Raw genomic sequence first — 24,751 nt, forward strand, 5'->3', positions numbered from 1 at the left:
AACCTTTCTGATGTAAATAACCAATGCGTTTGTTATTCATTGGTTTACTTTATTGGATGTTATAAAAAGTGGATTTAATCTGTGTTTAAATTACTGCAGTCGTAGCTTAGGCATAATTCAGCAAGTTCAATTTTAGCTTTAAGGTTGCCTTGTTGTGTGGCTTTATTGAGCCAATAGGCCGCTTTTTCTAGACTTTTTTGAGTGCCTTGACCATCGCGATACATTTGCCCTAAGTTAAGTTGCCCCCACGAATAACCCCCCTCTGCAGAAAGCGTAAAACTGTCTAGCGCTTCTGTGTAAAGCCCATCTTTAAAATAAGTGATACCTTCTTGATTGTGCTTATCAAGTTTTACGCCGGTATATAAGGGTTTCGGCTTTGGTGGGTGCATTACAAAGCCTCCGAATAAGCTATAAAGCTCAGGGCGCATGATTTTGTAAATGCTGTTGTCTTCATAAAATTGCTGTATTTGTTCTTTGCGAAAGGTCATGGTTTTACTTGAGAAATAATTATCTTGGACCAACATGCTTGTGCGCATAGCAATTTCAATGTCTTTATTATATTTGTAGGTGTAATTACCGACACGAAAGGTCATGTTGTCATTATCAAATTCAACCAGTTGTGCCACTTTTAAATTATTAATCCGTTTTGGGGTGTCGGTAAATTTGTCAGCGTGGACAAAATACGTGTCGAACAGTTTTGGCTTATTTATATAACTAACTTCGTTCGTAGTTTGTTGATGAATACCAAGCACAGTTTGAATTAAAAAATAGCCTAAAAGTAATACGCCGGCAAAGTACTTAATAATCGAGAGCATTTCTAAAGTAGGAAGTGCGTACCAAGACACGGGAGTCATATAGCCACAATCATCACACTGGCGCTGATAACTGATTGATAGTGGAATAACTGGCAAAATAGTAAAACGCAGTATCTTGCTGTGATTGGTTAATGAATAATGCTCGCTTTGACAGTGGGGGCATGTTTTAGGTTGTTTGTAAAAAACATCAGCAGCAGCAGTATTAAAAAGTAGCATAGTGTCTTCCTTGGTAATAACTACAAACTAGAACAAATGCAGCAAGTTATAAAGATGCAAACTGTAACCAAATATGAATTTCAGTATGAAAGGCTTTTCACTTAGAGAATAAACCCATTCTCTGCTATGATCCTCTGAATCTTCGAGGATATCCCTCCACTATCAAGTTTGGAATGTTACTGTGACTGCTACTGCTTTTTCATCGTTGGCTTTGCCGCAAGAGTTAATCGATAATTTATCGACCTTAGGTTATTCACAAATGACGCCAGTGCAAGCGCAAAGTTTGCCGGTCATTTTGCAAGGAAAAGATATTATTGCCCAAGCTAAAACTGGCTCAGGGAAGACTGCTGCATTCAGTTTAGGCGTGCTGGCTAAATTAAATGTTAAACGTTTTCGAATCCAATCATTAATTCTCTGCCCAACGCGTGAATTAGCTGAGCAGGTTGCAGAAGAAGTCCGTAAGTTAGCGCGTAGTATTCACAATATTAAAGTACTTACTTTGTGTGGTGGCGTATCAATTGGACCGCAAATTGGTTCGCTTGAACATGGTGCACATATTATCGTAGGTACACCAGGGCGGGTCGATGACCATATTCGTAAAGGGACATTGCGCTTAGATGATGTTGAAACTTTAGTGCTTGATGAAGCCGATCAAATGCTCGACATGGGTTTTCAAGATACCTTAGATGCGATTGTTGAATGCATTCCAGCCCAGCGTCAAACATTATTGTTCAGTGCGACGTATCCGAAATCAATAGCAGCGATTGCAGAGCGTGTATTGAGCAATCCTGAGACGATCAAAGTTGAAGAAGAGCAGGCAAAGAGCACAATAAAACAGTACTTTTACAAACTTGATAATAACAAGCAGCGCTTTAATACTTTAAAACTTTTACTGTTAAAGTTTCAGCCAGAAAGTTGTGTGGTGTTCTGCAACACGAAAGTTGAGACTCAGCAAATTTGTGATGACCTTTTTGCTGAAGGATTTAGTGCCGTCGCATTGCATGGTGATTTAGAACAACGAGAACGAGAACGTACATTAATTCGTTTTTCTAATAAAAGCGCTTCAATTTTGGTCGCGACGGATGTTGCTGCACGCGGGCTTGATATTAATGATATGGATATGGTGGTGAATTACCACTTAGCACATGACCCTCAAACACATGTGCATCGTGTGGGCCGCACCGGGCGTGCAGGTAAAAAAGGGATTGCCTGTTCAATTTATGGTGAAGCTGAGCAGTTTAAAGTGGCACAAATAGGTGATCACTATGAAAAAGATTTTGAACCAGAGCCTATTCCGCCGTTTAGTTTATTAGAAAAGCCAGCTTATAAGCCTACAATGGCAACGCTTATGATTGATGCAGGTAAAAAGCAGAAAATTCGTGCGGGTGATATTTTAGGGGCGCTAACGGGTAAAGAAGGGGTCGCGGGACACCAAGTTGGTAAAATAAATGTACTTGATAATGTTGCCTTTATTGCTGTTGAGCGTGCTGCTGTTAAGCCTGCTCTGCGTAAATTAACAGAAGGTAATATTAAAAAGCGTAAAATACGAGCTCGTCGATTAACGCGCTAAAATTAATGTGAGCAATTCGCCTTGAGTTGCTCATATTCTTGCCGTATTTTTTTGAACTTGGTAGCAGAACCTTGTCGATCAGGGTGATACTTTAAGGCGAGTTGTCGCCACCGTTTTTGCAGCTCTCTATATGAATAATCTGCAGGGAGTTGCCAGTGTTGTATGATCGGGTAAAGTTGCTCAGCTGATACTTGAGTAAGACAGAAGCGATTGTGTGTGCTAAAACGCTGCCAAAATTGGTCAAGTAATGCATCAATGGCGTCTCGTGACGTGTCATAGTTTTGCCAATCTAAATAATATGCTCTTAGCGGATCGTCTTTTTCTGGACGGTCTGTAGGGCATGTATCTATAAGCTCTATATGAAGCGATGCAATCTCTAATCGCTGGGTCGGGGCTAGCTGTGCTTGTAACTGATACAATCCGTTCATAATTAGAAAATTACGTTTAAAGAGGTCTTTTTGCGGGTCTTCATCGAGTTGCTTAAGGTAATTCGTCTCTCCCAGCGCGCTGGCTAGCGTATGCACCTTCCAAGTAGACTGTCGTAGAAGAAGGTAAAAAATCTCATCAATCAGTGGGTTAACCATTGTTCGTAGGCCAATGTTTAGTGTAATCTTAAAGTATATACGCTAACACAGCTGCGTTATTGAAACTACGAACATGTTTTAGGTTTAAAGGAATGCATTTGGCGATGCTTTAGCGAGTTCTGCTAATGCACGCTTGGTTGATTTTTAGGGATATAAACATATGTACATCACATTGCGCCTCAGCTTGCTTTATTCAACGCTCGCGTGTGTCTGTTTGTTTTTTACGTCTCCTAGTTTTTCATCTCACTCATTGTTTGAGCAGTTTACGCAATCGCAGCAATGGGATGAGAAAAAACAACTTTCAATAAAGCTGCTAGCCGCACCTAATATCACATCCGATGAAAAATTAGAGGTTTATCTACAGTTAGCTGACTTTGCACTAGAGAAAGATAATTTCTCTACTGCAGTGGAACACTATCAACTGGCTGCAACATCAACCTCTTTTGAAGAGCATCCACAACGTTATTTTCAAGCTCTTAAAATGCAAGGTGTGACCTATTATTATCAAGGGTTAATGCAGCAAGCTGTGAGTGCGTATATGCGTGCCTTGAGTGTTGCAAGAAATATGGAGCAGCCAATTTCTGAAGCTAACCTTTTGAGTAATATTGGTCTTGCTTACTTCAATATGTTTAATATGAATCAAGCGCTTGATTATTATAAACAAGCGAAAACGATTTACGATAAATATGGAACAGCACAAGATAAAGCGGATATTTTGCACAATATAGCGGGTATTTATATCCGTTTGTCTAGCTACGATATTGCACTGGATATGTATCGAGAAGCACTGGCTATTTTTCAAAAGCTTAATGATGAAGATGGTATCGCTCAATCTTATGGCAATATGGGAGTGGCTTACTCAGAGCTTGGCGAGTATCAACTGTCATTGCATTACTACCAACGTGCTTTGCGCCATTACCAAGAAACGAATGATGCATACTACCTGTCCTCTCGACACGGTAACATTGCTAACGTGTACTTGCGAACGGGCGACCTTGAGATGGCCTTGAGTCACACGGAAAAAGCGATAAAATTCGCAAAGCAAATTGATAATAAGGGGCTCGAGTTAGCGGGGTTATTATCACAAGCGAAAATCGAGCTGTTACAAGGGAAGTTACCTGAAGCAGAAGTCACGCTTAACACATCTGTTAGTATGGCGAAAGAGTATAAAGATGAGCTCAGAGTACTCGATGGTTTGGGTATGCATGCATTGATAAAAGCGGGTCAAGGAGACTTTGAAAGTGCAGTGTCATACTTTGATAGCTTTGTTCGCAAAATGAATGCATCTAAAAATGAACAGCTTTTAAAATCATTGGGTAAACTACAAAGCCAAATTCAAGCCAGTCAGTTAAATCAAGAAATTGTCGATCTTAAGCAACATCAGCATGTGCAAGAGCTCGAAATGTCTAAACAACGCCAGCTAACGATCATGCTGTTCATTTTGTTTGTAATGATTGTTGTGACAGGAATTACTATTTACCGACGCAAGATTGAAAAAGAGGCGAAGGAGCAACTCTCTTTAATGGTGGCTAAGCGCACCCAAGAACTTGAAGAAATTGCAGAGCAGTTGCGTAGTGCAAATGATATCAAAAGTCAGTTTCTTGCCAATATTAGCCATGAAATCCGCACTCCACTGACTGCTATTCTTGGTCAAACCGATCATTTAATGAATGGTCTTTATAAGCCTGAGAAGTTGAATGAAGAACTTGCGGTTATTCAAAAACAAAGTGATCACTTAAAAGAGCTTATTAATGATGTACTTGATATTAGTAAGATTGAGGCGAATAAACTTGAGTTGAACTTAGAAGAGGGCAACTTAGTGGAATTACTGACAGATGTGCATTCTATGCTGAGCGGTCAGGCGAAAGAGAAAGGATTAAAATTTGCGTTTCAAAATCAACTTGGTGAGCAGTTTTTCAGCTACTTAGATTTTACGCGTGTAAAACAGATATTAATAAACTTATGCGCGAATGCCATCAAGTTTACTCAGCAAGGAGAAGTTGAGTTACATGTATCGCGCGTCGAGCAAGGCATTGTGTTTCGCATTAGAGATACCGGCATTGGCATGAATGCTGAGCAATTGAAACTAATTTTTGATTGCTTTAGTCAGGGTGATAACAGTATTAGTCGTCGTTTTGGTGGTACTGGGCTTGGACTTAGCTTGTCGCAGCAATTGGCGATGATGATGGGCGGGTACATCAGTGTTGAGAGCGAGGCGAATAAAGGCAGTGAGTTCTCTTTTTACTTACCCTGTAAAGAACTTGAGCCTGCGGCGTATATTGATGACAATCAAGCGATTACACACTCAGCTTCTAAAGGATTATCAGGCAAAGTATTACTTGCCGAAGATCACCCAGATAACAGACGCTTAATTTGCCGTTATTTAGAATCTATGGGGCTAGAAGTCATTACAGCAGAAAATGGTGAGCAGGCTGTTGAGCAATGTTTAAAAGAGTTCCCAGATGTGGTGTTACTCGATATTCAAATGCCAGTACTTGATGGTTTAAGCGCATTGAAGCTATTACAAAAATGTGGCTTTACTCAACCTGTATACGCATTAACTGCGAATGCGATTAGCCACCAAATTGAAGGTTATTTAGAAGCGGGTTTTACTGGGTATCTTGCTAAGCCAATCGATAAAAAAGTGTTTTACACGCAGCTTGCAAAGCATTGTAAAAGTACCTCTCAACTAGCTAATTCAATGCCCGATACGCGTGATCTTGTCACTAGCTTTATCAATAGTTTTGCCTACGAAGCGGACTTGATTCAGCAGCATTTCTCAGCGGATGATTTAATGAGCTTACAACAAGATGCTCATCGAATTGGAGGGGCTGCAAAAATGTTTGCCTTAGATGATATTGCACACAGTGCTTTAGCACTCGAGCTGGCCATAAAAAACAAGACAGCGTTTGAAATTAATCACTTAGTAACGCAACTACTCGAGCTTATGCACTGCACACGTTTAGCTCAAAATAGCTCAATATCACCATCTTGAGCTTGTTTTATTTCTTCGTCATTGATGAATCGTGAGCGGTCTACTCGCTTTTTTAAATCAATGCTAGGGTAGGTCACTTTAAACATCGACAACTTATTATCTATTGAATGTGCGAGATTAACGAGATCCTTACTTGAAACGGCTTGAATTTGTGTGCTGGATAATGCATCTGAGTTAATTTCAACCATAGAGTCAATACTTGCTTGTGCTTCATCAGACATTTGGCTTTGCAGTGCAACTTGTGCGTGAATACTTTCTGATAAAGCATCGATGGCTAACATCGCTTGTTCTATTTTATTTGTTTCACGTGTTGATTCGTCAGATAGCTTAACGGTGTGCTCTGTTTCTTTTAATGCCTTTTGCATCAACTGATTCGCTTGCTCAGTATTATGCTGAATTTTAGCAACCATATTTCGAACTTCTTGTGTTGATTTGCTTGTGCGTGCAGCTAAGTTTCGAACCTCATCAGCCACTACTGCAAACCCTCTTCCTTGCTCGCCTGCTCGGGCTGCTTCAATGGCGGCATTAAGAGCCAATAAGTTAGTTTGTTCGGCAATACTATTAATGACCTCAATCACAGAACCTATTGCGTCGCTATCTTGCTTGAGCAAAACAATTTGTTGGCTTGTTTGATTAATATTATCGGCGAGTTTTAATAAACTTGATTGACTCTTATCAGTGTCTAAACGGGTTTGTTTTACGGAATTCGTGGCATTAGAAACCGCGTGATAAATTTGCTCTAAACTTCGATCGAGCTCTCTTGATACGTCAATGGTACGCTTTATTGTAATGGCGAGATCGACACCGTGAGCATCTTGAATCGTGGCTTTTTGGGTCATAGAGGCATAAGTGTCTCTTAGTGCATCCGCCATAGGGAGCAATCGCGCAGAAGAACAATAAATCTCTCCGAGCAAGTGCTCTACTGTGGTTAAACTTTCATTTAATGCATGGCATGCTTGCGGTAAATTAGGGTTATTTTCATCAAAACGAAAGGAGAAGTTAATACCTTGCTCTGCGGTCATATTCGTCGCAAAGTTATTTAAGAAGTCCAGCTGCTGCTTGTCTGTCGAATAGAGACTATAAATCATTACTGCCCACGGTCCACAGATAAAGAGACTGAGTATAAGTAGAGCCGAAGTAGAGAAATCAAACACAGCAAAACTAGCAATACACCCCAGTAAGCTTGTTAAAAACAGAGCGATTGCTATTTTAATGCGCGTCATTGAGTGTTCCTAAGCATTTCATCTCATTATTTATAGAACAGCTTTCAATGAAATTCCATTTATATTATGAACTTATATTAACCTGAAATAACACTTACCCACGTGGCTAAGTGACAGTGGTTGTTATCAGTGATAGATATTTCTTATTTAGAACAACAAAATAACAAAAGAGTAGGCAGGGGTATTACTTGCTTCAAATAGAGTATTGAATGCAGCGAATGGGTATCAAAGGGGCTTCTTTTGGGCAAAAAAAATGCCTGTTTAATACAGGCATTTATTTAAAACATTCAAATGTGATTATTGACGTTTCATTGAATCGAAAAACTCGTCATTGGTTTTGCTCATTGACAGTTTATCAATTAAAAATTCCATCGCATCAATTTCTGACATGTCATGTACGATCTTACGTAAGATCCACATTTTTTGTAGCTCATCAGGTTTAGTCAGCAACTCTTCGCGACGGGTACCAGAGCGGTTAAAGTCAATGGCAGGGAATACACGTCTTTCAGCAATCTTACGATTTAGGTGTAATTCCATATTACCAGTGCCCTTAAACTCTTCGTAGATAACTTCGTCCATTTTCGAACCAGTATCAATAAGCGCTGTCGCGATGATTGTCAGGCTTCCGCCTTCTTCAACGTTACGTGCCGCACCGAAGAAACGCTTAGGCTTATGTAATGCGTTTGCATCAACACCACCGGTTAGTACTTTACCCGATGAAGGAATTACCGTGTTGTATGCACGAGCAAGACGTGTAATTGAGTCAAGTAAGATAACCACGTCTTTTCTGTGCTCTACAAGGCGTTTTGCTTTCTCGATTACCATTTCAGCAACCTGAACGTGACGGCTTGCAGGCTCATCGAATGTTGAAGCAATCACTTCACCTTTTACAAGGCGCTGCATTTCGGTTACTTCTTCAGGACGCTCATCGATAAGTAATACCATCAGCTCACAGTCTGGTTGGTTATAACTGATCGATTGGGCGATATTTTGCAGAAGCATCGTTTTACCTGCTTTCGGTGGTGCAACGATAAGTGCGCGCTGACCTTTACCAATTGGCGAGGCTAAATCGAGTACACGCGCTGTGATGTCTTCTGTACTACCATTACCGCGCTCCATACGTAAACGTTCATTTGCGTGGAGTGGAGTAAGGTTTTCAAAAAGGATTTTAGTGCGTGAGTTTTCAGGTTTATCGAAGTTTACTTCATTTACTTTCAGTAAAGCGAAGTAACGTTCACCATCTTTCGGTGGACGAATCAAACCGGAAATAGAGTCACCAGTACGCATGCTGAATCGACGGATTTGACTCGGAGATACATAAATATCGTCAGGACCGGCTAAGTAAGATGCTTCAGATGATCTCAAGAAACCAAAACCATCTTGTAAGATTTCTAATACACCGCCGCCATAAATGTTCTCACCGCTTTTTGCGTGTGCTTTAAGAATGGCGAAAATAATGTCTTGTTTTCTTAAACGGGCTACGTTTTCGAGCCCCATGGACTCAGCTAAGTTTACAAGCTCTTTGATAGACTTGTCTTTTAATTCGCGTAAATGCATATTGGTGGGTTCTTTATTACAATTGTCATACTCAAAATCGTCGTTTGATACATGAGTGAGGTTTGTTGGTATAACTAAGGATTAGTTGGCTTTATAAACTAGCAGGTCACTAGCAAGGCGTCCAGTCTTTAAACAAAATAAAGCTAAAAAAAGGGCAAAAAGCCCTTTTTTTATTTCATTAGATGTTGTTTTCTAAAAACTCAACTAATTGAGTCTTAGAAAGGGCACCTACTTTAGTGGCTGCAACTTGACCATCTTTGAAAAGAAGAAGTGTAGGGATACCACGAATACCAAATTTAGGTGGTGTGCCTGCATTTTGGTCAATATTCAGTTTTGCAACGGTAACACGACCATCAAAATCGCCTGCTACTTCGTCAAGAATTGGGGCGATCATCTTACAAGGTCCGCACCATTCTGCCCAAAAATCAACAAGTACAGGTTTGTCTGATTGAAGTACGTCAGCTTCAAAGCTATCGTCAGTTAATTGAATAATTTTCTCGCTCATTGCGATCTCCGATAAGTTAGGCGAAATATTTAATGCGTATTTAAACACTCTTGTTTCTTATTGCAAGTTTAAACGTTATGCTTAAACGCTATGACTAAGACACATTTGACCGATAAAAAGTTTTCAGACTTTGCTATCGCACCGGAAGTGGTTGCCGGTTTAACCGAAAATGGGTTTGAATATTGCACACCCATACAAGCTAAATGCCTACCTTTTATTTGTGAGGGCCGTGATATTGCGGGCCAAGCACAAACAGGTACGGGCAAAACGTTGGCGTTTTTAACGGCCACGTGCCATCGGTTATTACAATCTAGCAAAGCACCTAGTAAACATCCAAGAGCCCTGATCATGGCCCCTACGCGGGAGCTGGCGATTCAGATACACAAAGATGCAAAAATTTTAGCGCCACATTGTAATCTTAACTTAGGATTAGTATATGGTGGCGAAGATTATGAAAAACAACGTGCACAACTAGAAAAAGGCGTTGATATTTTAATTGGGACGACTGGACGCCTTATCGACCTTTATAAGCAGGGCTGTTATACCCTGAACGAAATTGAGGTTGTTGTGCTTGATGAAGCGGATCGCATGTTTGATTTAGGCTTCATTAAAGACATTCGTTATATGTTCAGACGTATGCCGGAAGCATCTGAGCGTTTAAATTTATTGTTTTCAGCGACCTTATCGTATCGTGTACAGGAATTAGCATTTGAACATATGACTAATCCTGAGCATGTACAAATTGAACCGGATGTGAAAACAGGTAAGCGCATTCAGGAAGAGCTCTTTCATCCATCACAAGATGATAAAATTAAGTTGTTGTTAACCTTAATTGAAGAAGAATGGCCTGAAAAAGCCATTGTGTTTGCAAATACCAAACACAGTTGTGAAAACGTGTATGCGTGGATGAAGGCGGATGGGCATCGCGTTGGGTTATTGACTGGTGATGTTAATCAGAAAAAACGTCAGTCAATTCTGGCGCAATTTACCAAAGGTGATTTAGACTTTTTAGTTGCGACCGATGTTGCAGCGCGTGGTTTACATATTCCAGAAGTAAGTCACGTATTTAATTTTGATTTGCCAGATGATTGTGAAGACTATGTACACCGAATTGGACGTACAGGACGTGCTGGCGCATCAGGCCATGCAATCAGCTTTGCCTGCGAACAGTATGCTTATAATCTTCACGAAATCGAAGAATACATAGAGCACAGCATTCCATTATCACATTATGATAAAAGTGCATTGCTTGATGATTTAACAAAGCCTACTATTCAGAAAAAGCGGAACTATTCAACAGGCCCACGTAATCGTAATAACAACGGACGTCGACCAAATAATAGTTACCAAAAATCACGGTCATCATAACTGGCCGTTGTTTAAGACGTAGTAGTAACTAGAGGTTTTTGAACGGTGGGGCAACTTCAACCGCAAAAAAATGTGTATGCAGTTATCGATTTAGGATCAAACAGCTTCCATATGCTGATTGCCAAATCGATGGCTGGCGGCCTACAAACTATTGGCCGAGTCAAACGCAAAGTAAGGCTAGCAGCAGGACTTGATGAAAACAATGTTCTAAGTACTGAAGCCATGCAACGAGGCTGGGAATGCCTCGCCTTGTTCGCTGAACGTTTACAAGATATACCAAAGAAAAATATCACCATTGTTGCAACCGCAACACTGCGCCTTGCTATTAATGCCGATGTATTTCAACAAAAAGCTGAGAAAATCCTTGGCCATAAAATCAATGTTATAAGTGGCGAGTTAGAAGCAAAGACTATCTATAAAGGGGTTGCTCATACGTCTTCATGTGGTGGTCGACAGCTGGTTATTGATATTGGTGGAGCAAGCACTGAGGTTGTCATTGGAAAAGGTTTTGACGCGTTGCATTATAAGAGCCTCAACATGGGGTGTGTCACTTTCCTTGAGCGCTATTTCAAAGATCAAAAGCTGAGTAACAAAAATTTCAATACCGCTATTAAAGCAGCGCGAGATGTTGTTGAAGATATTGTACCTGAATATAAAGCTGCTGGATGGGAGATTGCCAGTGGTGCATCCGGTACAGTTCAAGCCATTCAAGAGATTATGGTTGCGCAAAACCAGGATGAGTTACTAACGCTAGATAAACTGTTAGCAATTAAAGAACAGTCAGTCACGTTTGACACCATTGCTGATCTTGAATTACCTGGTCTTAGTGAAGAGCGTCGTTTGGTGTTTGTATCTGGACTTGCAATTCTTATTGCTTTATTTGAATCGTTAGAAATAAAGCAAATGGGGCTTGCGCGCGGTGCATTGCGTGAAGGTGTGTTATATAGCATGGTGCCTGAGCTACATAATCATGATATTCGCAAACGCACCGTTGATGGTTTAATGAATCGTTACCATGTTGATCAAAAACAAGCGTGCCGAGTAGCGCAACTTGCGGAACAACTGGCAATAAGTGTAATGAACCAATGGCAATCAATGGATAGTAATGCGATTGCACTGTTAAAGACTGTGGCTAAATTGCATGAGATTGGTTTGCTAATCGAATATAAGCTTTACCATAAACATACGGCCTATATATTAGAAAACACAGACATGCCTGGCTTTTCACAGTCAGAGCATAAACTTATTACAGCAGTAGCGAATGGACACAGGGCTGATCTTGCAAAAAATAGCTTTGCATATCTAGGGTGTAATGAGCAATTAGCTGAATGCTTAACACGTATCATTCGGATCGCAGTGATCTTATCGATGCGTCGCCAAGACGATGTATTACCAGCGCTAGGTCTAAGTGTAGATAAAAATGCGCTTATACTGACATTTGATAGTGATTGGTTAAAATATCACCCACTAATGGCAAGTGAGCTACAACTAGAGTCCAAGTTACAAGCGAAAGCTGGTTGGAAGCTCATAATCAAATAACTAAAAAAGGCCCTTCAGGGCCTTTTTTAGTATTGTTTTTACCCGTTTCGTTCGTATTTTGCACGAACAGTCATTTTTTTCATAAAAACGTAAAAAAACAGTTGATCTGAATTCGGATCTCCCTATAATGCGACCCCACTGAGACGGCAGACTGCAACGCTTAGCGAGGCAAGAGCAACTCAGAGTGTTAAGTAAAACTTAGTTTCGAAAAATTAAATTTTCTCAAAAGTAAGTATTGACAAAAAAATAGGAAAGCGTAATATACGCAGCCCTAGCGAGTTAAAGTGAAACGCTTTAATCGCAACGTTCTTTAACAATATAAAGCAATCATCTGTGTGGGCACTCGTACAGATTGAGTTCTAACAGTCGAGCTACTTAGGTAGTAAGACAGACAAATTTAGAGTCTCAATTGAACTGAGTGACCAACGGAAATAAGTTTACTTATTTCAGCACAGTCAATTCAACATCGAAAGATGTTAAATAAATTCAGAATTCATTGAGCATGTCCGCTCCCTTATGGGAAGGACAGAAAAAACTTTTAATTGAAGAGTTTGATCATGGCTCAGATTGAACGCTGGCGGCAGGCCTAACACATGCAAGTCGAGCGGTAACAGAGAGTAGCTTGCTACTCTGCTGACGAGCGGCGGACGGGTGAGTAATGCTTGGGAATGTACCTTATGGTGGGGGACAACAGTTGGAAACGACTGCTAATACCGCATAATGTCTTCGGACCAAAGCGGGGGACCTTCGGGCCTCGCGCCATAAGATCAGCCCAAGTGGGATTAGCTAGTTGGTGAGGTAATGGCTCACCAAGGCGACGATCCCTAGCTGGTTTGAGAGGATGATCAGCCACACTGGGACTGAGACACGGCCCAGACTCCTACGGGAGGCAGCAGTGGGGAATATTGCACAATGGGCGCAAGCCTGATGCAGCCATGCCGCGTGTGTGAAGAAGGCCTTCGGGTTGTAAAGCACTTTCAGTAAGGAGGAAAGGTTGGATGTTAATAGCATTCAGCTGTGACGTTACTTACAGAAGAAGCACCGGCTAACTCCGTGCCAGCAGCCGCGGTAATACGGAGGGTGCGAGCGTTAATCGGAATTACTGGGCGTAAAGCGTACGCAGGCGGTTTGTTAAGCGAGATGTGAAAGCCCCGGGCTCAACCTGGGAACTGCATTTCGAACTGGCAAACTAGAGTGTGATAGAGGGTGGTAGAATTTCAGGTGTAGCGGTGAAATGCGTAGAGATCTGAAGGAATACCGATGGCGAAGGCAGCCACCTGGGTCAACACTGACGCTCATGTACGAAAGCGTGGGGAGCAAACAGGATTAGATACCCTGGTAGTCCACGCCGTAAACGATGTCTACTAGAAGCTCGGTTCCTCGGAACTGTTTTTCAAAGCTAACGCATTAAGTAGACCGCCTGGGGAGTACGGCCGCAAGGTTAAAACTCAAATGAATTGACGGGGGCCCGCACAAGCGGTGGAGCATGTGGTTTAATTCGATGCAACGCGAAGAACCTTACCTACACTTGACATACAGAGAACTTACCAGAGATGGTTTGGTGCCTTCGGGAACTCTGATACAGGTGCTGCATGGCTGTCGTCAGCTCGTGTTGTGAGATGTTGGGTTAAGTCCCGCAACGAGCGCAACCCCTATCCTTAGTTGCCAGCGATTCGGTCGGGAACTCTAAGGAGACTGCCGGTGATAAACCGGAGGAAGGTGGGGACGACGTCAAGTCATCATGGCCCTTACGTGTAGGGCTACACACGTGCTACAATGGCGCATACAGAGTGCTGCGAACCTGCGAGGGTAAGCGAATCACTTAAAGTGCGTCGTAGTCCGGATTGGAGTCTGCAACTCGACTCCATGAAGTCGGAATCGCTAGTAATCGCGTATCAGAATGACGCGGTGAATACGTTCCCGGGCCTTGTACACACCGCCCGTCACACCATGGGAGTGGGTTGCTCCAGAAGTGGATAGTCTAACCTTCGGGGGACGTTCACCACGGAGTGATTCATGACTGGGGTGAAGTCGTAACAAGGTAGCCCTAGGGGAACCTGGGGCTGGATCACCTCCTTATACGATTTAGAACTTATTTGTTCGTAGTGTCCACACAGATGATTGTTAGTTAGTAAAGCCGTTGGCTTCACTAATTAATATGCTCTTTAAAAATTTGGAAAGCTGATAATAAAATTCTGATGAATGACAATTGTTATTTATCAAGAGTTTTCAAAAGTAAAAATATGCCAATTAATTGAAAAATTAATCGGTATCTACTTTAGTATTCTCATCATTATTTGATGAATTAACTTCTGGCGAAGTTAACAGCTGTCACTAACAAAGACCCGTTTGGGTTGTATGGTTAAGTGACTAAGCGTACACGGTGGATGCCTTGGCAGTTGGAGGCGATGAAGGACGTATTAACTTGCGATAAGCCTAGTCAAGCTAGTAAAAAGCACTTGAGACTAGGATTTCCGAATGGGGAAACCCACCTGCTTGCAGGTATCTTGCACTGAATACATAGGTGTAAGAGGCGAACGCGGAGAACTGAAACATCTAAGTACCCGTAGGAACAGAAATCAACCGAGATTCCGGAAGTAGCGGCGAGCGAAACCGGACCAGCCCTTAAGCTTATTATGTGTTAGTGGAACATTCTGGAAAGTATGACGATACAGGGTGATAGTCCCGTACACGAAAATGCATCTTAAGTGAAATCGAGTAGGTCGGAGCACGTGAAACTTTGACTGAATATAGGTGGACCATCATCTAAGGCTAAATACTCCCAACTGACCGATAGTGAACCAGTACCGTGAGGGAAAGGCGAAAAGAACCCCTGTGAGGGGAGTGAAATAGAACCTGAAACCGTGTACGTACAAGCAGTAGGAGCCCACTTGTTGGGTGACTGCGTACCTTTTGTATAATGGGTCAGCGACTTATATTTTGTAGCGAGGTTAACCGATTAGGGTAGCCGTAGGGAAACCGAGTCTTAACTGGGCGTTGAGTTGCAAGGTATAGACCCGAAACCCGGTGATCTAGCCATGGGCAGGTTGAAGGTTGAGTAACATCAACTGGAGGACCGAACCCACTAACGTTGAAAAGTTAGGGGATGACCTGTGGCTAGGAGTGAAAGGCTAATCAAACCGGGAGATAGCTGGTTCTCCCCGAAATCTATTTAGGTAGAGCCTCGGACGAATACTTACGGGGGTAGAGCACTGTTAAGGCTAGGGGGTCATCCCGACTTACCAACCCTTTGCAAACTCCGAATACCGTAAAGTACTATCCGGGAGACACACGGCGGGTGCTAACGTCCGTCGTGAAGAGGGAAACAACCCAGACCGCCAGCTAAGGTCCCAAAGTCATAGTTAAGTGGGAAACGATGTGGAAAGGCCCAGACAGCCAGGAGGTTGGCTTAGAAGCAGCCACCCTTTAAAGAAAGCGTAATAGCTCACTGGTCGAGTCGGTCTGCGCGGAAGATGTAACGGGGCTAAACTATGCACCGAAGCTGCGGATTCAAAATTTATTTTGAGTGGTAGGGGAGCGTTCTGTAAGCCGTTGAAGGTGTACCGGGAGGTATGCTGGAGGTATCAGAAGTGCGAATGCTGACATGAGTAACGATAATGCGGGTGAAAAACCCGCACGCCGGAAGACCAAGGGTTCCTATCCCATGTTAATCAGGGTAGGGTAAGTCGACCCCTAAGGCGAGGCCGAAAGGCGTAGTCGATGGGAAACGGGTTAATATTCCCGTACTTGGTATAATTGCGATGGGGGGACGGAGCAGGCTAAGCAAGCATGGCGTTGGTTGTCCATGTGAAAGTGAGTAGGTTGAGAGTTTAGGAAAATCCGGACTCTTAAGACTGAGACACGAGACGAGCCACTAAGGTGGTGAAGTTGTTGATGCCATACTTCCAGGAAAAGCCTCTAAGCTTCAGATTATACCGAATCGTACCCCAAACCGACACAGGTGGTCAGGTAGAGAATACTAAGGCGCTTGAGAGAACTCGGGTGAAGGAACTAGGCAAAATCGTACCGTAACTTCGGGAGAAGGTACGCTCCGATTGGTGATGAGACTTGCTCTTTAAGCTGATTGGAGCCGCAGTGACCAGGTGGCTGGGACTGTTTATTAAAAACACAGCACTGTGCAAAATCGCAAGATGACGTATACGGTGTGACACCTGCCCGGTGCCGGAAGGTTAATTGATGGGGTTAGTTTTCGGACGAAGCTCTTGATCGAAGCCCCGGTAAACGGCGGCCGTAACTATAACGGTCCTAAGGTAGCGAAATTCCTTGTCGGGTAAGTTCCGACCTGCACGAATGGTGTAACCATGGCCACGCTGTCTCCACCCGAGACTCAGTGAAATTGAAATCGCAGTGAAGATGCTGTGTACCCGCGGCTAGACGGAAAGACCCCGTGAACCTTTACTACAGCTTGGCACTGAACATTGAACCTACATGTGTAGGATAGGTGGGAGGCTTTGAAGCAGAGACGCTAGTCTTTGTGGAGCCGTCCTTGAAATACCACCCTTGTAGTTTTGATGTTCTAACGTTGGCCCCTGATCGGGGTTACGGACAGTGCCTGGTGGGTAGTTTGACTGGGGCGGTCTCCTCCCAAAGAGTAACGGAGGAGCACGAAGGTTGGCTAAGTACGGTCGGACATCGTACGGTTAGTGTAATGGTAGAAGCCAGCTTAACTGCGAGACAGACACGTCGAGCAGGTACGAAAGTAGGTCATAGTGATCCGGTGGTTCTGAATGGAAGGGCCATCGCTCAACGGATAAAAGGTACTCCGGGGATAACAGGCTGATACCGCCCAAGAGTTCATATCGACGGCGGTGTTTGGCACCTCGATGTCGGCTCATCACATCCTGGGGCTGAAGTCGGTCCCAAGGGTATGGCTGTTCGCCATTTAAAGTGGTACGCGAGCTGGGTTTAGAACGTCGTGAGACAGTTCGGTCCCTATCTGCCGTGGGCGTTTGAGAATTGAGAGGGGTTGCTCCTAGTACGAGAGGACCGGAGTGAACGAACCGCTGGTGTTCGGGTTGTCATGCCAATGGCATTGCCCGGTAGCTACGTTCGGAACTGATAAGCGCTGAAAGCATCTAAGCGCGAAGCAGGCCTCGAGATGAGTTCTCACTAGACTTTTAAAGTCTCTGAAGGGCCGTTGAAGACTACAACGTTGATAGGCAGGATGTGGAAGTGGTGTGAGCCATTAAGCTAACCTGTACTAATTACCCGTGAGGCTTAACCATACAACGCCAAACGCGTTTTATGACAGCGTAACAGACAGAAGTTAGTATACTAAAGTAGATTTACGATTATCAGATTTCCAGATTTTAGTTAATTGCAGATGCGATTAACGACCAGAATATGCTTGGTGACAATAGCGTTTTGGACCCACCTGACTCCATGCCGAACTCAGTAGTGAAACGAAACAGCGCCGATGATAGTGTGGCATTTGCCATGTGAAAGTAGGACATCGCCAGGCTCCTAATTAGAGAAACCCGATTCGAAAGAGTCGGGTTTTTTGTTGCCTGTAGAAAAATAAAATACCCAACCAAGACCCCTACGACCTATATCTTTGTAAGCATCGTGTGGCATTGACCATGTGAAAGTAGGACATCCTACTGCGTAGCGCACCATGGCTCCTAATTAGAGAAACCCGTTGCAGCAATGCAGCGGGTTTTTTGCGTTCAGGGCTAAATCGTCCAGTATCATACTGAGATTGCATACAGAGATAAAAAGGCGCATAAGCGCAAGGTGAAAAGACGTAGGAGGCACTTTAGTGCCGAAGTGTCTGATATGCCCTTCATGCATAACCCCTGACATTCACGGCTAAAGCCGTTCCCACGCTTCTTAATCACAATGACAGAAGTGCAAGGGGCTCTAAATCGCTCATTTCACTTCTGGCTCAAATAATTAGGACGTAGAGGCACTTGAGTGCCGAAAGTGTCTGATATGCCCTTCATGCATAACCACTGATATTCACGGCTATAGCTGTTCCAACGAGATAGTGATTCATTGCTAGTTATTAAAACAAGCCATATTCTTCGGTCTCTTCGGCTTCATGGCGCATTAAATGCTCAGGGCGGAATATGGCGCTAGGATCGAGTAACAAACTATGCTTGTTTTTCATTTTGATTAAACCACGCATCATATTTTTAGTTTGAGGATCTACATCAAAACCTACGGAGGTAAGCTTATCAAGCGGTTTAATATCCTCTTTCTTTACATTGATATTGTCTTCTACCTTGTCAACGAGGAGGCCTATATGAGGTGTTACGCCATCTTTAGTGGTAAAGATTATGATAGGCTTGTAATCCAGAATAATCTGCTCTCTTGCAGACTCAAACAAGCGTATTAACTGATTAAACACTTGGCGCTTCTTTTCTTCAAATAAACGAATAACGTTCTCTTTTGTCATTGTTTTTTGAAGGTCTAAGAATTCACGCGCCATGGCGTGCAATTCTCTGTGGGGGGTGTCGAACTTATCGAGGATATTTTGCAGGTCTTCGTTGTCAGTTTTAAAGCTGTTGTACCATCGGCCAAAATCGCATTTATCCGGATCAATTGTGTTTGTGAAGGCTGCGCCTGTGAGCAGGCTATGCTCTAGTGCGCTCAACCATTGTTGGTGATCTTTTTCTTTTTCAACCAATAAGTCAGTGAGCTCAGCATTTGTCTTATTGGTTGATTGGTTATTAAGTACAATGCCTAAATCAAAGATGGGCGTGGGTGTTTCCATGTAATCTTTTACACCAATGAAGCTTTTATTTTCATTAGGCAAAGATGTCAGGTTATTTTCGTAACGTTCTGTTAGAAGAATATCGAGAATCTTAAGTGAAATGGTCTTTTGCCCAACACGAAAATTAATCAGATCCATATTTCCCTCAAAGCCTTGTTAAGTCTTTAAAGCATAGAACATTATTTCGATTTAGCAGTAGTTAATTTCAATTACTTTTAAAATAGGATCGGTAGATCTTTTTATCCGTGTTGTTTGTCTGATTGTTAAATAAATCGGCAAACTCAGACGTATCACTAAAGAGCTTATTTAGTTCAGTCAGCAAGCATTGATTATTCAACGGTGTTGTGCACTTTTGTGCGGCGCTCACTAACGCAACTGCATTCAAATAGCCTTCAAAAATAATTCTGTTAGGGCTTGTGTTATAGGGCTTGATATCTGCTCTAAATTGCTTGCATAAGGAGTTGTCACACTGATTGGGGTCTGGCACAACCTCCGTTACCATAATAGTACTTGGGTGGTGAATGAGAGAGTATAAATCAAAACTCGACACAAATGATACTGAGGTATAGTCGGGTTTAAAACCTTGCTCGTATCCAGTATTAATAAATTCGGCTAATGGTTGATAAGTGCCTACCATGCATACTGCGGTGACTCCACTAACTTTAAGTTGTTCTAGTGCCTTTGATATCTCTTCGCTATTTCGTTTGAAACGTGCAACTTCAACCGGTACCAAATCGTGTTTTTGCAGTGCCATTATTAAGTTACTTTCAACTAAAAAACCAAACTCATCGGCTTGGATCATCAACCCTATTTTTTTATGCTTGCGCTCCTGAACTAAATAATTAATTTGCTCTATCGCTTCATCTTGATAGCTTGCGCGTAAGTTAAAGACGTTTGGCATTGACTGGTTATGGAGAAAGTCAGCACCAGTAAAAGGCATCAAGAAGGGCACTCGATGTCTATCTAAAAGGGGCTTAATCGCATTTGCAGTCGGTGTACCCATCGAGCCGAAGATAGCGTCTATTTTGTCGTTAAATAAAAATTGTCGCGTGTTTACAACGGTATTTTTAGGCTCATAACCGTCATCAGCAAGAATAAGATCAATATTTTGACCATGTATTCCATCACGTGCATTTACTTTGTTGAAATAGATTGTACTACCCAGTGCTAATTGCTCGCCGATGTGTTTTGCAGGGCCTGTTAGTGCGGTAGACATCCCTAATTTTATAGGTGGCTGTGTATGTTGAGTGTTGCCTATAATAGGCACGAAAAGCAAGCAAATCGCTAGGCGCTTAAGGGTTGCTCTTATTAAGTAAAGTAAACTGGGCATACCAATCGTGTACTGCTTTTTTGAACCGAATGTCGAACTCTTTTTTACCCGTGAAGTGTGCTTCATCAATTACGCTTTTCACATCAATTTGCTGTAATACTAGTCTAATAAGGATCATTTTTGTATCTTGGTCGAGTAAATTTAGACTAATAGGCATGTGCCAAATAAGCTGCCACAGTAAGGGTTGTAATTTAAAGAGTGTAACGTCGTTGTTGAGTAACCTGTCTGCTCTATTAAGCATTTCTGAAGAGCAACCTATTGTTGAATAGCCTGAAAGTAGTTCATCAACTAGTTGCCATGGTAAAGAGTTAAAATGCCCAAATAGTTGCACGGATAGGTCTTGCTTAAATTCTTCTTTTAATTGCTCTGTGACTGCTTTGCTTTGTGTTTTTAATGGCTTAATAACAAGTGCAGCATGTTCTGCAGTGGCTTTATCACGGTTAAAACCTAGCTTTACAAGGCGAAAACCATTTGTTTTCCAAAACCTAACTAATGACGCATTTGCCCCAAAACTTGCACCAAAGAAATCGCACGTACTTAGTTGTTGTTGGCAAAAATCTAATAAGGCAGATCCTATACCTTGTTGGTGGCTCTCTGGTGCTACAGCGATTCTCACAACGCGTGCAGAGTGACCTGTTAGCCACTGCGTATCATGCGTTAACTGAGTTAATGTTTGTGCCATTAAATGCCCTTGCGGGCGGCGTTCGCCTGTTATTACTTGCTCTGCAATATCTTGCGATAGTCCCCCTTCAATTGCGACTAAACAGACGGCTTGTAGGTTTTCTGCTTGTCGGCAAATAAATAAGTGTAATTCAGGTGCATCAAGCAATTGACGTAAATCACTCACACTGGTTTGGTAGTGCGCTAACGCGAGGAGTGCCATAACTTGGCTTAATAAGTGTTCATCACGAATAAGGCGCTCCTTGCTAACCTGCTCGAACTGCAAAGGTAACGAACTAGCGACTTGATTGTATTGCGCATCAAGCAGTAATAAATCGCGTATGGCGTACTCAAGCGGATCATGCTTTGCAAAGCGGATCGGTGCGTCTAAGTTTATTGTCTTTAATGACTTAAACTGGCTGCGCAAATAATGTAAAAAGCGCAGTGTATAACCGCGGCCATTGCCTTCATAACCGACCATGGTGCTAGCAAACACAATACGTGGGTACGAGTGTAAAATTTGCATTAGCATAGGAACAGGGATAGCTGCAGCTTCATCTATAAATAGCAGATCGCATTGAGGTTTTTCATTAAGGAGGTTATCAGGAGCACTATAACTTAGGTTTGCAAGTTGCTTGCAATTGGCTTGCAAAGGGACATTAAGTTGTTCAGCTAAGTGTTTAAATGTGGTTTGCACCGCTTTAACTTGAGTCGCACACAGCAGTATTTTTTTATCCTTTAATGCAGCAGCTGCAAGGCCTAATGCGGCTGATTTTCCTCGCCCTCTATCAGCACTAATTACGAGAGGACGATGTGCGCGACCCTGTGCTGTTTTAATTATTTGCTCAATACACGCCTGTTGTTGAGAAAAGTCAATTAATGCGTGATGTGGGTGTATTGTTTGATATGTCGTTGGCGTGATGTGCTGCTTAAAAATGTGTGTTTGCGACTCTAATAATGTAGTTAGGCGTTCATTAAAGAAACTATGCGTTATTGTTTGTCCAAACGATGTGACGTTTTCAAGCGCAGGATCGACCCATGTTGGGTCATTCGGGAGTAATAAAATAAACACACCACCAGCTTTAACTGTACCGGCAAGCGCGGCTAACTTATCTGCATACAGTCCACTAAAACCATCAAAAATCGCGTGTTGAAACTCTTGTCCAAGAATTTGATGAACATGCTTTGGGAAGACGCTATTTTTTAATTGATGGCAACTGCTAAACACATACGTGTTTGGCAGTGACAGTTGATTGGCAAATGCATAACACCAGGTTGCATCGCCTTGCACCACAATAAGCTGACGATGCTTGGCAATCGTCAGCTCAGTGATGAGCATGCTTAGGTAGTCGTTATAAGGCTTGAAGTCTTGCATACTGAGTAACAAGCCACTTACTGCCTAAATCATCAAAGTTCACTTGAATACGTGACTGTGCACCACTGCCCTCATAATTTAGTACCGTTCCTACACCAAATTTTGCATGTAAAACGCGTTGCCCTAAATTAAAGCCACTGTCTTCAAATGCGGCATGTGTGACTGATGAGCTAAAACGGCCTGCGGCTGGGGGCCTTGAAACTTGTGTTTTGATACGAATTTCCTCAACACAGTCTTCTGGCATTTCGCGCAAGAATCGAGAGGGGCTGTGGTATTTTTCTTGGCCATATAAACGGCGAGTTTCAGCGTGACTAATGTACAGCTTTTCCATCGCTCGGGTCATGCCTACATAACACAAACGGCGCTCTTCTTCTAAGCGACCAGACTCCTCATTACTTTGCTGTGAAGGAAACATGCCTTCTTCAACACCCACCATAAAAACAAGCGGGAACTCAAGGCCTTTTGCTGAATGAAGTGTCATCATTTGCACGGCATCTTCGTGCTCATCGGCTTGACCTTCGCCTGATTCGAGAGAAGTGTACGCAAGAAAGCCTTGCAGTGGTGAGCTGAATTCTTCGTCTTCAGGTAGCTCATATTGGCCACAGGCACTAATGAGCTCTTCTAAGTTTTCTACGCGAGCGCGGCCTTTTTCACCTTTTTCAGCTTGGTACATGGCCATCAATCCTGAAGTTTGAATCGCGTATTTAGCTTGCTCTTCTAAGGTAAGATCACTGATTTTGTCTTCAATGTGCTCAACCAGCTCTAAAAATTTTGTTACTGCACTGGCTGCACGCCCTGATAGATGCTGCTGTTCAATAATGGCTTTTGCAGCATACCACAGAGGAAGAGACTCGTTCCGCGCACAGTCACGAATGTGGCTGAGGGTTTTATCTCCAATGCCACGAGCAGGGGTGTTAATAACGCGCTCAAAGGCGGCATCATCTTGGCGATTACCCACTAAGCGCAGGTACGAAAGGGCGTCTTTAATCTCTTGACGCTCGAAGAAGCGCATGCCGCCATAAATGCGGTATTTAAGCCCTTCTTGTAACATGGCTTCCTCGAGTACACGAGATTGCGCATTGTTACGGTATAGAATCGCGGCATCTTGCAAGGCATTACCAGCATTTAGCCAGCTACGCAGTTTACTGCTTACGAAACGGGCTTCATCTAATTCGTTAAAAGCGGCATACACCGAAATTGGTTCACCCTCGTTACCATCGGTCCAGAGGCTTTTACCCATGCGTTCAGCATTATTTTTAATTAGCGCATTGGAGGCTTTTAATATTGTGGCTGTTGAGCGGTAGTTCTGTTCAAGACGAATGGTTTCGGCTTCGAAGTCGGTTAAAAAGCGTTTAATATTCTCAATACGTGCACCGCGCCAACCATAGATACTTTGGTCATCATCACCTACTATCATAATGCTGTTGGTGTTTCCTGCTAGCAGCTTTAACCAAGCATATTGAATCGTATTGGTATCTTGGAACTCGTCTACCAACATATGAGCAAAACGCTGCTGATAATGACGCAGTAGCGTAGGGTGATTGTTAAGTACTTCGTAGCAGCGTAATAAAATTTCTGCAAAGTCGACCAAACCAGCACGATCACATGCTTCTTGATATGCTGCATAAACTTTCAGCATCATTTGCTCATTGATATCGTAAGCCTGAATATCTTTAGGGCGCAGACCTTCGTCTTTTTTAGCACTGATGTACCAGCTAAACTGTTTCGCTGGCCACTTTTTATCATCGATATTCATTGCTTTAAGTAAGCGTTTGATCATTCGCTGCTGATCGTCTGAATCTAAGATTTGAAAGCTTTCAGGTAATTTTGCTTCACGATGATGTGCACGCAAAATACGGTGAGACAACCCGTGGAAAGTGCCAATCCACATGCCACCAACAGGCGCTTTTAAGGTTTCTTCTACGCGAGAGCGCATCTCTTTTGCAGCTTTATTGGTAAAGGTGACCGCAAAAATACTGTAGGCAGAGGCTTGCTCAACTTGCATTAGCCATGCGATACGATGAACAAGTACTCGAGTTTTACCAGAACCTGCACCAGCAAGTACTAGCATATTTTGCAATGGGGCTGCGACTGCATCCCGTTGTTTGTCATTTAAGCCATCGAGTAATTCAGAAACGTCCATCGTTACGCCTTTTCAATCTATAATGAGAGGAGTATAACAGGTGTTTATGCAAGGCTAAATAAAATACTGTTTTTATAAACAGCTATTTTGGCAAGTTATTAAAATTGCATAATAAAAATTGTGAATTTGACCTAT

The 24,751-nt window shown here is 42.7% G+C and carries 13 protein-coding genes and 3 rRNA genes; 7 read left to right on the plus strand and 9 right to left on the minus strand.

Going from position 1 to position 24,751, the window contains the following annotated elements; all coding sequences use genetic code 11:
• Nucleotides 1-74: 74 nt before the first annotated feature.
• A complete protein-coding gene (locus H3302_RS00635; RefSeq protein WP_182395959.1) occupies nucleotides 75-1,031 on the minus strand; it encodes a tetratricopeptide repeat protein in 957 nt (318 codons plus the stop codon).
• Between the two features lie 181 nt (nucleotides 1,032-1,212).
• On the opposite strand from H3302_RS00635, the gene dbpA reads away from it, so the two are divergent.
• Nucleotides 1,213-2,601, plus strand: a complete 1,389-nt coding sequence (gene dbpA, locus H3302_RS00640; protein WP_036974444.1) for an ATP-dependent RNA helicase DbpA — start codon at nucleotides 1,213-1,215, stop codon at nucleotides 2,599-2,601.
• Nucleotides 2,602-2,603: 2 nt separating this feature from the next.
• Here the strand turns inward: dbpA and H3302_RS00645 are convergent, their stop codons facing one another.
• A complete protein-coding gene (locus H3302_RS00645; RefSeq protein WP_182395961.1) occupies nucleotides 2,604-3,185 on the minus strand; it encodes a DNA-J related domain-containing protein in 582 nt (193 codons plus the stop codon).
• A gap of 160 nt (nucleotides 3,186-3,345) precedes the next feature.
• Between H3302_RS00645 and H3302_RS00650 the strand changes: the two genes are divergently transcribed.
• Nucleotides 3,346-6,180: a tetratricopeptide repeat protein gene (locus H3302_RS00650; protein ID WP_182395964.1), complete on the plus strand. Its 2,835-nt coding sequence runs from the start codon at nucleotides 3,346-3,348 to the stop codon at nucleotides 6,178-6,180.
• Here H3302_RS00650 and H3302_RS19980 read toward each other — a convergent pair.
• The 3 genes from H3302_RS19980 to trxA all read right to left on the minus strand — a co-directional run bounded on the left by H3302_RS19980 (nucleotide 6,153) and on the right by trxA (nucleotide 9,465).
• Entirely contained in the window at nucleotides 6,153-7,403 is a 1,251-nt protein-coding gene (locus H3302_RS19980) for a methyl-accepting chemotaxis protein (protein ID WP_182395966.1), read from the minus strand. The genes H3302_RS00650 and H3302_RS19980 overlap by 28 nt on opposite strands.
• Before the next feature lie 297 nt (nucleotides 7,404-7,700).
• A complete protein-coding gene (rho, locus tag H3302_RS00660) occupies nucleotides 7,701-8,960 on the minus strand; it encodes a transcription termination factor Rho (protein WP_083633683.1) in 1,260 nt (419 codons plus the stop codon).
• A gap of 178 nt (nucleotides 8,961-9,138) precedes the next feature.
• Complete coding sequence (gene trxA, locus H3302_RS00665; protein ID WP_036974472.1) at nucleotides 9,139-9,465, minus strand: thioredoxin TrxA; 327 nt, start codon at nucleotides 9,463-9,465, stop codon at nucleotides 9,139-9,141.
• A 90-nt stretch (nucleotides 9,466-9,555) separates the two neighbouring features.
• On the opposite strand from trxA, the gene rhlB reads away from it, so the two are divergent.
• From rhlB to rrf, 5 genes are all read left to right on the plus strand, one after another.
• Nucleotides 9,556-10,833, plus strand: a complete 1,278-nt coding sequence (gene rhlB / locus H3302_RS00670; protein ID WP_036974450.1) for an ATP-dependent RNA helicase RhlB — start codon at nucleotides 9,556-9,558, stop codon at nucleotides 10,831-10,833.
• A 45-nt stretch (nucleotides 10,834-10,878) separates the two neighbouring features.
• Nucleotides 10,879-12,372: a guanosine-5'-triphosphate,3'-diphosphate diphosphatase gene (gene gppA / locus H3302_RS00675; protein ID WP_118843894.1), complete on the plus strand. Its 1,494-nt coding sequence runs from the start codon at nucleotides 10,879-10,881 to the stop codon at nucleotides 12,370-12,372.
• 539 nt (nucleotides 12,373-12,911) lie between these two features.
• Nucleotides 12,912-14,451 (plus strand): 16S ribosomal RNA (locus H3302_RS00680).
• Between the two features lie 281 nt (nucleotides 14,452-14,732).
• Nucleotides 14,733-17,618 (plus strand): 23S ribosomal RNA (locus tag H3302_RS00685).
• Between the two features lie 121 nt (nucleotides 17,619-17,739).
• Nucleotides 17,740-17,854, plus strand: a 5S ribosomal RNA gene (rrf, locus tag H3302_RS00690).
• The 16S, 23S and 5S rRNA genes sit together here, the layout of an rRNA operon.
• A gap of 543 nt (nucleotides 17,855-18,397) precedes the next feature.
• Here rrf and H3302_RS00695 read toward each other — a convergent pair.
• From H3302_RS00695 to uvrD, 4 genes are all read right to left on the minus strand, one after another.
• The gene (locus tag H3302_RS00695; RefSeq protein WP_036974285.1) at nucleotides 18,398-19,246 is read right to left on the minus strand and encodes a CZB domain-containing protein; all 849 of its coding nucleotides are present in this window, start codon (nucleotides 19,244-19,246) and stop codon (nucleotides 18,398-18,400) included.
• Between the two features lie 67 nt (nucleotides 19,247-19,313).
• A complete protein-coding gene (locus H3302_RS00700) occupies nucleotides 19,314-20,324 on the minus strand; it encodes an ABC transporter substrate-binding protein (protein ID WP_227006853.1) in 1,011 nt (336 codons plus the stop codon).
• A gap of 76 nt (nucleotides 20,325-20,400) precedes the next feature.
• Nucleotides 20,401-22,473, minus strand: coding sequence for a GNAT family N-acetyltransferase (locus H3302_RS00705; RefSeq protein ID WP_075594194.1), 2,073 nt, complete (start codon nucleotides 22,471-22,473; stop codon nucleotides 20,401-20,403).
• Nucleotides 22,451-24,616, minus strand: a complete 2,166-nt coding sequence (gene uvrD, locus H3302_RS00710) for a DNA helicase II (protein WP_036974281.1) — start codon at nucleotides 24,614-24,616, stop codon at nucleotides 22,451-22,453. Before uvrD ends, H3302_RS00705 begins: the two co-directional genes overlap by 23 nt.
• Nucleotides 24,617-24,751 lie beyond the last annotated feature (135 nt).

This window comes from Pseudoalteromonas sp. MT33b, from assembly GCF_014117385.1.
GTDB lineage: Bacteria > Pseudomonadota > Gammaproteobacteria > Enterobacterales > Alteromonadaceae > Pseudoalteromonas > Pseudoalteromonas lipolytica.

Bases quoted from the DNA above. Each gene is read 5' to 3' on its own strand.
- H3302_RS00635 (WP_182395959.1), bottom strand. From the start codon at position 1,031: ATGCTACTTTTTAATACTGCTGCTGCTGATGTTTTTTACAAACAACCT.
- H3302_RS00645 (WP_182395961.1), bottom strand. From the start codon at position 3,185: ATGGTTAACCCACTGATTGATGAGATTTTTTACCTTCTTCTACGACAG.
- H3302_RS00650 (WP_182395964.1), top strand. From the start codon at position 3,346: ATGTACATCACATTGCGCCTCAGCTTGCTTTATTCAACGCTCGCGTGT.
- H3302_RS19980 (WP_182395966.1), bottom strand. From the start codon at position 7,403: ATGACGCGCATTAAAATAGCAATCGCTCTGTTTTTAACAAGCTTACTG.
- rho (WP_083633683.1), bottom strand. From the start codon at position 8,960: ATGCATTTACGCGAATTAAAAGACAAGTCTATCAAAGAGCTTGTAAAC.
- trxA (WP_036974472.1), bottom strand. From the start codon at position 9,465: ATGAGCGAGAAAATTATTCAATTAACTGACGATAGCTTTGAAGCTGAC.
- rhlB (WP_036974450.1), top strand. From the start codon at position 9,556: ATGACTAAGACACATTTGACCGATAAAAAGTTTTCAGACTTTGCTATC.
- H3302_RS00695 (WP_036974285.1), bottom strand. From the start codon at position 19,246: ATGGATCTGATTAATTTTCGTGTTGGGCAAAAGACCATTTCACTTAAG.
- H3302_RS00700 (WP_227006853.1), bottom strand. From the start codon at position 20,324: ATGTCTACCGCACTAACAGGCCCTGCAAAACACATCGGCGAGCAATTA.
- H3302_RS00705 (WP_075594194.1), bottom strand. From the start codon at position 22,473: ATGCAAGACTTCAAGCCTTATAACGACTACCTAAGCATGCTCATCACT.
- uvrD (WP_036974281.1), bottom strand. From the start codon at position 24,616: ATGGACGTTTCTGAATTACTCGATGGCTTAAATGACAAACAACGGGAT.